Below are 7,169 nucleotides of genomic sequence, written 5' to 3'. Positions count from 1 at the left end.
TAAAAGGTGATATGGCAATTATCGGTCCTAGACCTGTCTCTTATACACATCTAGATGTGTATAAGTTATCGGTCCTAGACCAGCTCTTTGGAACCAGTATGATCTTATTGAAGAACGTGATAAATACAAGGCTAATGATATTCGTCCTGGATTCTTATACACATCTAGATGTGTATAAGAGACAGCTCCCATACTACCTTTAGTGACACTACTGGCGAGAAGGTTATTCAAATGTAAGATTATTTTTGTTACTTACGATTTATATCCTGAAATTGCAGTAAAGATGAAAGCTATAGGTAATGAAAGCTTTATAGCTAAAGTAATGAAAAAAATAAATAAGACGTTGTTTCGGGAAGTATCTCACGTAGTAGCCTTATCTGAAGATATGAAAAAATATATTTTAAATAATCGCAGTATTCCACCTGAAAAAGTGAGCGTGATTCATAACTGGGCAACCGAAGAACTAGGATGTTCTGAAATACAATCGACAATATTTAAAAATATTAGGACAAAGTATGGGTTAGTTGTTTCATATTTTGGAAATATGGGAACTGCACAAGATATAAATACAATTTTGGAAATAATAAAGGATGAACGTATAAGGGAATCAAATATTTGTTTTCTTTTTGCAGGACACGGAAATAAAAGAGAAAAAATAGAAGAATTAATTAAACAAAAACAATTATCTAATAGTATAATGTTTGATTATTTAAGTGGTGTCGATTTTGAAGATGCTTTAAATATTACAGATGTATTTTTGGTTTCGCTTGAAAAGGATATTTCTGGTCTTGCTGTTCCAAGTAAAACCTACAGTTATTACCAATCAGGAAAACCTGTAATTGCCATTATGGATAAAAATACTGATGTTTCGAAAGAAATTTATAAAAATAATGCAGGCCTTGCAATTGAAAATGGTGAAATAGAACCCTTAGTAGAATGGCTGATATCACTTGAAAACGATAAAACACAATTAACTACAATGAGCATGAATGTCCAAAAGATGTTTAAAGATTCATATACGAAAGATTTACTGTTAGAAAAATACGTTGATTTAGTAAATTTAGTCTTGGAGGAATAGAGATGTTCAAAGATAAAATTTTATTAATTACTGGTGGTACTGGTTCTTTTGGTAATGCAGTAATGAAACGCTTTTTGGATTCTGATATAAAAGAAATCCGTATTTTTTCTCGTGATGAAAAAAAACAAGATGACATGAGAAAAAAATATAATAATGATAAATTGAAATTTTATATTGGAGATGTTCGTGACATCAATAGTGTGAAAAATGCGATGCATGGAGTTGATTATGTATTTCATGCAGCTGCACTCAAGCAAGTACCTTCTTGTGAATTTTTCCCTATGGAAGCTGTCAAAACAAATATTATGGGAACAGATAATGTCGTGACAGCAGCTATTGAGATGGAAATCCAAAAAGTGATTTGCCTATCAACAGATAAAGCAGCCTATCCAATTAATGCTATGGGAATCTCAAAGGCTATGATGGAAAAAGTATTTGTGGCTAAAGCAAGAACAGTTACTGATGAAAGTACAACGATTTGTGGGACACGCTATGGGAATGTCATGGCATCTCGTGGATCCGTTATCCCATTATTTATCGAACAAATCAAAGCTGGTAAACCATTGACAGTCACAGATCCTGGAATGACTCGCTTTTTAATGAGCCTAGAAGAGGCTGTGGATCTTGTTGTTTTTGCTTTTCAACATGCAAAAGCTGGTGATATTATGGTACAAAAATCTCCAGCATCAACGGTTGGTGATTTGGCTCAAGCAATTATTGAACTATTTGACGTAAATAATGATATCCATGTGATTGGAACACGTCATGGGGAAAAACGTTATGAAACACTTCTGACAAAAGAAGAGTATCTAGTAGCCAAAGATATGGGCGATTTTTATCGGGTACCAGCAGATACTCGTGATTTGAATTATGATAAATATTTTGTGGAAGGTAGTAAAGAATTAACTCGTGAAGGTGAATACAACTCAGATAATACCCAACGTTTATCTGTAAAAGAAATCAAAGAAAGACTCATGGAATTAGATTATGTGAAAAAAGAACTGAAAGAGTGGCAGAATCGATGAATATTTTAGTGACTGGAGCAAATGGTTTTGTTGGGAAAAATTTGATTGCTGAGTTGAAAAATGAAGGTGTTACAACTATTTTTAGCTTTGACATAGACACACCTAAGGATTTATTAGATGAATATTGTGCAAAAGCAGATTTTGTCTTTCATTTAGCTGGTGTAAATCGGCCAAAAGAGGATGCGGAATTTATGGAAGGAAATTTCGGGTTTACTTCAGAATTATTATCAAAGCTAAAGGAACATCATAATACTTGTCCTGTCATGATTTCTTCATCTATCCAAGCGGCACTTGATAATTCTTATGGGAAAAGTAAAAAAGCTGGAGAAGATCTTTTAAAAGCATATCAAGAAGAAACAGGTGCGCCTGTATATATTTATCGTTTTTCAAATTTATACGGAAAATGGTCACGACCTAATTACAATACAGTAGTAGCTACTTTCTGTTATAAGATTGCGCGAAATGAAGAAGTGACAGTCAATGATCCAACAGCTCATATTGCGCTTTGTTATATTGATGATGTAGTCAAAGAGTTACTTCATTGTTTACAAGGAAAACCCTATAAAGAAAATGGATACTGTACTGTTCGAGAGTCAGATGAAATAACTGTCGGTGAATTAAGAGATCTAATTCTTTCTTTTAAAAATAGCCGAACAGATTTAAGCATTCCTAAACTTGATAGAAGAATTGTGAAAAATCTATATAGCACTTATTTAAGCTTTTTACCTGAAGATGATTTTTCCTACTTTTTAAAAATGAATGTGGATGATCGAGGTTCCTTTACTGAATTTTTAAGAACGAAAGATCGAGGACAAGTTTCGGTTAATATTTCTAAACCTGGAATTACAAAAGGAAATCACTGGCATCATACAAAAAATGAAAAGTTTTTAGTCGTAAGTGGTCAAGGTGTGATACGCTTTAGAAATATCAATTCTGATGAAGTCATCGAATACTTTGTTTCTGGTGAAAAATTAGAAGTTGTTGATATACCAGTCGGGTATACCCATAATATTGAAAACCTAGGAACTACAGATATGGTTACTGTTATGTGGGTAAATGAACCATTTGATCCTAAGCATCCTGACACCTATTATGTGGAGGTTTAAAGAATGAAAAAATTAAAAGTGATGACAGTAGTTGGGACACGTCCCGAGATCATCCGTTTATCTGCTGTTTTAAATAAATTAGAAGAATCAGAGGCAATCGAGCATATTCTCGTCCATACTGGCCAAAACTATGATTACGAATTAAATGAAGTGTTTTTTGAAGACTTCAAATTGAAAAAACCTAATTACTTTTTGAATGCAGCAACTGGTACAGCGATTGAGACAGTTGGAAATATTTTGATCAAGATTGATCCTATTTTAGCGGAAGTTCAACCTGATGCTTTTTTAGTACTAGGTGATACGAATAGTTGTTTGTGTGCGATTGCTGCTAAACGAAGACAGATTCCTATTTTTCACATGGAGGCAGGAAATCGTTGTTTCGATCAACGAGTACCTGAAGAAACTAATCGGAAAATTGTTGATCATACAGCTGATATCAACTTAACATATAGTGATATTGCAAGAGAGTATTTACTACGTGAGGGATTGCCTGCTGATCGCATCATTAAAACAGGAAGCCCTATGTTTGAAGTTTTAAATTCAAGAAAAGAAGACATCCAAAAATCTGATGTTCTTAATCGACTTGGTTTGAAAGAGGGAAACTATTTTGTTGTTTCCGCTCATCGTGAAGAAAATATTAGCTCAGAAAAAAACTTCTTGAATTTAGTAGATAGTTTAAATACGATTGCTGAAACATATCAATTACCAATTATTATCAGTACTCACCCACGCACAATGAAGATGATCGAATCAAAAGGAATTAAATTCCATGAATTGATCCAAACAATGAAACCAATGGGATTCAATGATTACAATAAACTACAAATCAATGCAAAAGCTGTATTAAGTGATAGTGGCACAATCAGTGAAGAATCTTCCATCTTAAACTTTAAAGCTTTAAATATCCGTCAAGCACATGAACGTCCAGAAGCAATGGAGGAAGCAAGTGTTATGATGGTAGGATTGGAAAAAGAAAGAATCATGCAAGGACTAGAAGTCTTGGAAACACAAGAAAAAGATACTTTACGACATGTTGAAGACTATTCTATGCCAAATGTTTCGGATAAAGTATTACGAATCATTCTATCTTATACAGATTATGTGAAGAGAGTGGTGTGGAGGAGGTGAAAGTCTTATTAATAAATTCAGTCTGTGGTATAGGAAGTACAGGTCGAATTTGTACTGATTTGTATGATATATTAATCGAGCAAGGACATGAATGTATTATAGCTTATGGACGAGGCGAAGCCCCTGTTAAATATAGAAACTACAAAATTGGTGGTAAATTTAATAACTGTTGTCATGTTTTTGAAACTCGACTTTTAGATAATCATGGCTTCTCATCAAGATATGCCACTAAAAGGTTTATTCGTTTCATAGAAGAATATAATCCAGACGTTATACACATTCATAACATACATGGCTATTTCTTAAACTTGGAGATATTATGCAAATATTTATCTAAAACTAAAGCAAAAATAATATGGACACTACATGATGGTTGGCTATTTTCTGGTCATTCTGCACATCCTCAATTAAATGATAATGGAGTACCCATATTCAAACCCAAAGATGTAAATACTAAAAGAGAGTATCCTAAATCTTATGTAAACTTTGAAAAAAGAAACTATCACAGAAAGAAAAAAGCTTTATTAGAAATTCCAATAATACAATTTGTAACCCCATCTAACTGGTTAGCTCAAACCGCAAGAAAAACATTTCTAAAAAAATATTCTTTTGAAGTAATTAATAATGGTATAGACTTAAATAAATTCTATCCGGATATGAGGAAAAGTTTTTTAGAAAAAAAAGTTATACTTGGAGTTGCTAGCTTTTGGAACTCTTTAAAGGGCTTGGATGTTTTTAATGAATTAGCGGATATTTTGGATTCTAATGAATACAAAATTATCTTGGTTGGCAGTGTGAAAGAAAAGGTTAATAAGAAGATAGAAGTAGTCAATAAAACAAACTCTATTGACGAATTAAGAAGAATTTATTCAACGGCAACGTATTTTGTTAATCCAACAAAGCAAGATAATTATCCTACAACAAATTTAGAAGCACAAGCTTGTAATATCCCAGTAATAACTACAAATGTGGGAGGAACCTCTGAAACAGTAATCAAAGGTAAAGGGATTGTTATAAATAACATTGATGATATCATTTATTCTATTGAACACAAAGATGAATGGTTCAACGTGAAAAAAAAAATACCATTAGAATTTTATAGTAAAGAAACAGCTTATAGAAAATATCTAAATTTATTTAATAATCTACTCAGCAAAGAAAAAAGTAGTAAGTGGATAAACAATTAATTAATTATGAACTGAAAAAAGGAAGAGATTTAATTTTTTTATATCTTATAATGGATTGGATGAAAGTAGATGAAAATAGTACACATACATCAGTTTTTTGATCCTGGATATGGTTATCAAGAAAATATTTTACCTGAATATCAAAAAGATTTAGGGCATGATGTTGTAATGCTGACTTCAACAAGAAAATATGGATTTGATAAAACAAAAAGTAGGGTTGAACCCTTGGGGGATTTTGTTGAAAATTCGTTTTTAGTTAGACGTATAGGTATAAAAGGGGAATTCCCTAAAAGGTTTGTTGTATTTAAAAACCTTTATGAAGAATTAGAAAAGGAAAAACCTGATTATATATTTCACCATTCAGTGACTGCGCCATCAATACTCACAGTTTCAAAATATAAGAAGAGACATCCACACACAATATTAGTTATGGATAATCATGCAGATTTAATGATTTCAGGTAGGAATCGATTATGGCGTTTATTTTATTATAATTTTTTTTGGAAATTATTGTTAAAAAATGTATCATTACAGGTAGATAAATTTTTTGGTGTAACACCTGATCGTAATACCTTTATGATTGAAGAACTTGGAATAGATCCTTTGAAAATATCTTTATTACCGATTGGGGCAGATATAAAAAGAATTCCTGTAGACAATGAGCAAAATAAAAAGAATAAAATAAAATTCTTAAGAGAAAATAAATTATCGGAAGATTCTATTGTTTTTTGTCATGGAGGTAAAATGAGCTATGCTAAGGAAACAGATGTTCTGATTCGTGCATTTATGCAAGTCAAGGAAAAAAAAACTTGCTTAATTTTATTTGGTTCACTTATAGACCCCACCTTAATGGACTTGGTTTCTAAAGATCCTAGGATTATTTTTATAGGTTGGCAAGATCGGAAAAACACACTTAAGGTACTATGCTTTTCCGACGTTGGAATTTGGAATTCTCAACATACGACATTACTAGAAGATGCGATTGGATGTGAGTTACCGCTTATACTGAAAAAATATGGAAGTACAGAACATTTAATCGATAAAAATGGGATATTTTTATCGAATACAGATGAAGTTACAATAGCTAAAACTGTGGAAACAATTCTAAGAAATAATGATATGCTAACGAAACTTATTGAAGGAACTAAAGAAAAAAAACGTGAGCTGTCTTATAAAAATATCGCTTACCAAAGTTTGAATATTTAAGAAAGGAGGAGAAATGATTAATTATTTAGTTTTTATTTATCTTATTTTTGATCAATTATATGTTATTCTTGCTTCTATTCTGAGACTTGACTCTACTAGTACTCAAGATTTATCTGCTTATGTGTATTTAAAGGTTTTTTTAGCAGTATTTTCATCAGGAATTATTATAATGAAAATACTTTTAGATAAAAAAATATCTCTAAAAACATTATATTCACTCCTGTCTCTTATACACATCTAGATGTGTATAAGAGACAGGTGTGTGAGTAGACAGCAATTAGATCGATTGATTGACACGAAATTATATTCCAAAAGTGTCCTTATATTTAATACGGTAAATGATGTTACTGTAAGGAAAAATGTATTCAGTAAAAATTTGCGAATCTGTTATGTGGGTTCAACAGATAAAAAAAGGTTCTTACGAGTGAAAGATATATGG

At 31.8% G+C, this 7,169-nt stretch carries 6 protein-coding genes and 1 pseudogene; all 7 read left to right on the top strand.

Translation table 11 applies throughout. The features are described 5' to 3' along the window. Positions 1-64: 64 nt before the first annotated feature. A pseudogene (locus A5844_RS14495) lies at positions 65-151 on the top strand (sugar transferase); the annotation flags it as partial. Between the two features lie 51 nt (positions 152-202). Beyond that, a complete protein-coding gene (locus tag A5844_RS02745) occupies positions 203-1,078 on the top strand; it encodes a glycosyltransferase family 4 protein (RefSeq protein WP_373419200.1) in 876 nt (291 codons plus the stop codon). A 2-nt stretch (positions 1,079-1,080) separates the two neighbouring features. Next, on the top strand, positions 1,081-2,103 hold the full coding sequence (locus A5844_RS02740) for a polysaccharide biosynthesis protein (protein ID WP_086283698.1): 1,023 nt from the start codon (positions 1,081-1,083) through the stop codon (positions 2,101-2,103). Further along, positions 2,100-3,209 carry a capsular polysaccharide biosynthesis protein CapF gene (locus A5844_RS02735; protein ID WP_086283695.1) on the top strand — a complete coding sequence of 370 codons (1,110 nt, stop codon included), beginning with the start codon at positions 2,100-2,102 and terminating at the stop codon, positions 3,207-3,209. Before A5844_RS02740 ends, A5844_RS02735 begins: the two co-directional genes overlap by 4 nt. Positions 3,210-3,212: 3 nt before the next feature. Then, positions 3,213-4,337 carry a non-hydrolyzing UDP-N-acetylglucosamine 2-epimerase gene (wecB, locus tag A5844_RS02730; protein WP_086283693.1) on the top strand — a complete coding sequence of 375 codons (1,125 nt, stop codon included), beginning with the start codon at positions 3,213-3,215 and terminating at the stop codon, positions 4,335-4,337. Then, positions 4,334-5,524: a glycosyltransferase gene (locus tag A5844_RS02725; RefSeq protein WP_086284071.1), complete on the top strand. Its 1,191-nt coding sequence runs from the start codon at positions 4,334-4,336 to the stop codon at positions 5,522-5,524. The genes wecB and A5844_RS02725 overlap by 4 nt, the downstream gene beginning before the upstream one ends. Positions 5,525-5,593: 69 nt before the next feature. Further along, entirely contained in the window at positions 5,594-6,730 is a 1,137-nt protein-coding gene (locus A5844_RS02720) for a glycosyltransferase (RefSeq protein WP_086283691.1), read from the top strand. The last annotated feature ends 439 nt before the right edge of the window (positions 6,731-7,169 follow it).

Source organism: Candidatus Enterococcus wittei (assembly GCF_002140175.1).
GTDB classification, from domain to species: domain Bacteria; phylum Bacillota; class Bacilli; order Lactobacillales; family Enterococcaceae; genus Enterococcus_B; species Enterococcus_B wittei.
Note: the sequence above shows the minus strand (reverse complement) of the source record. Positions and strands in the feature narration are given on the sequence as shown.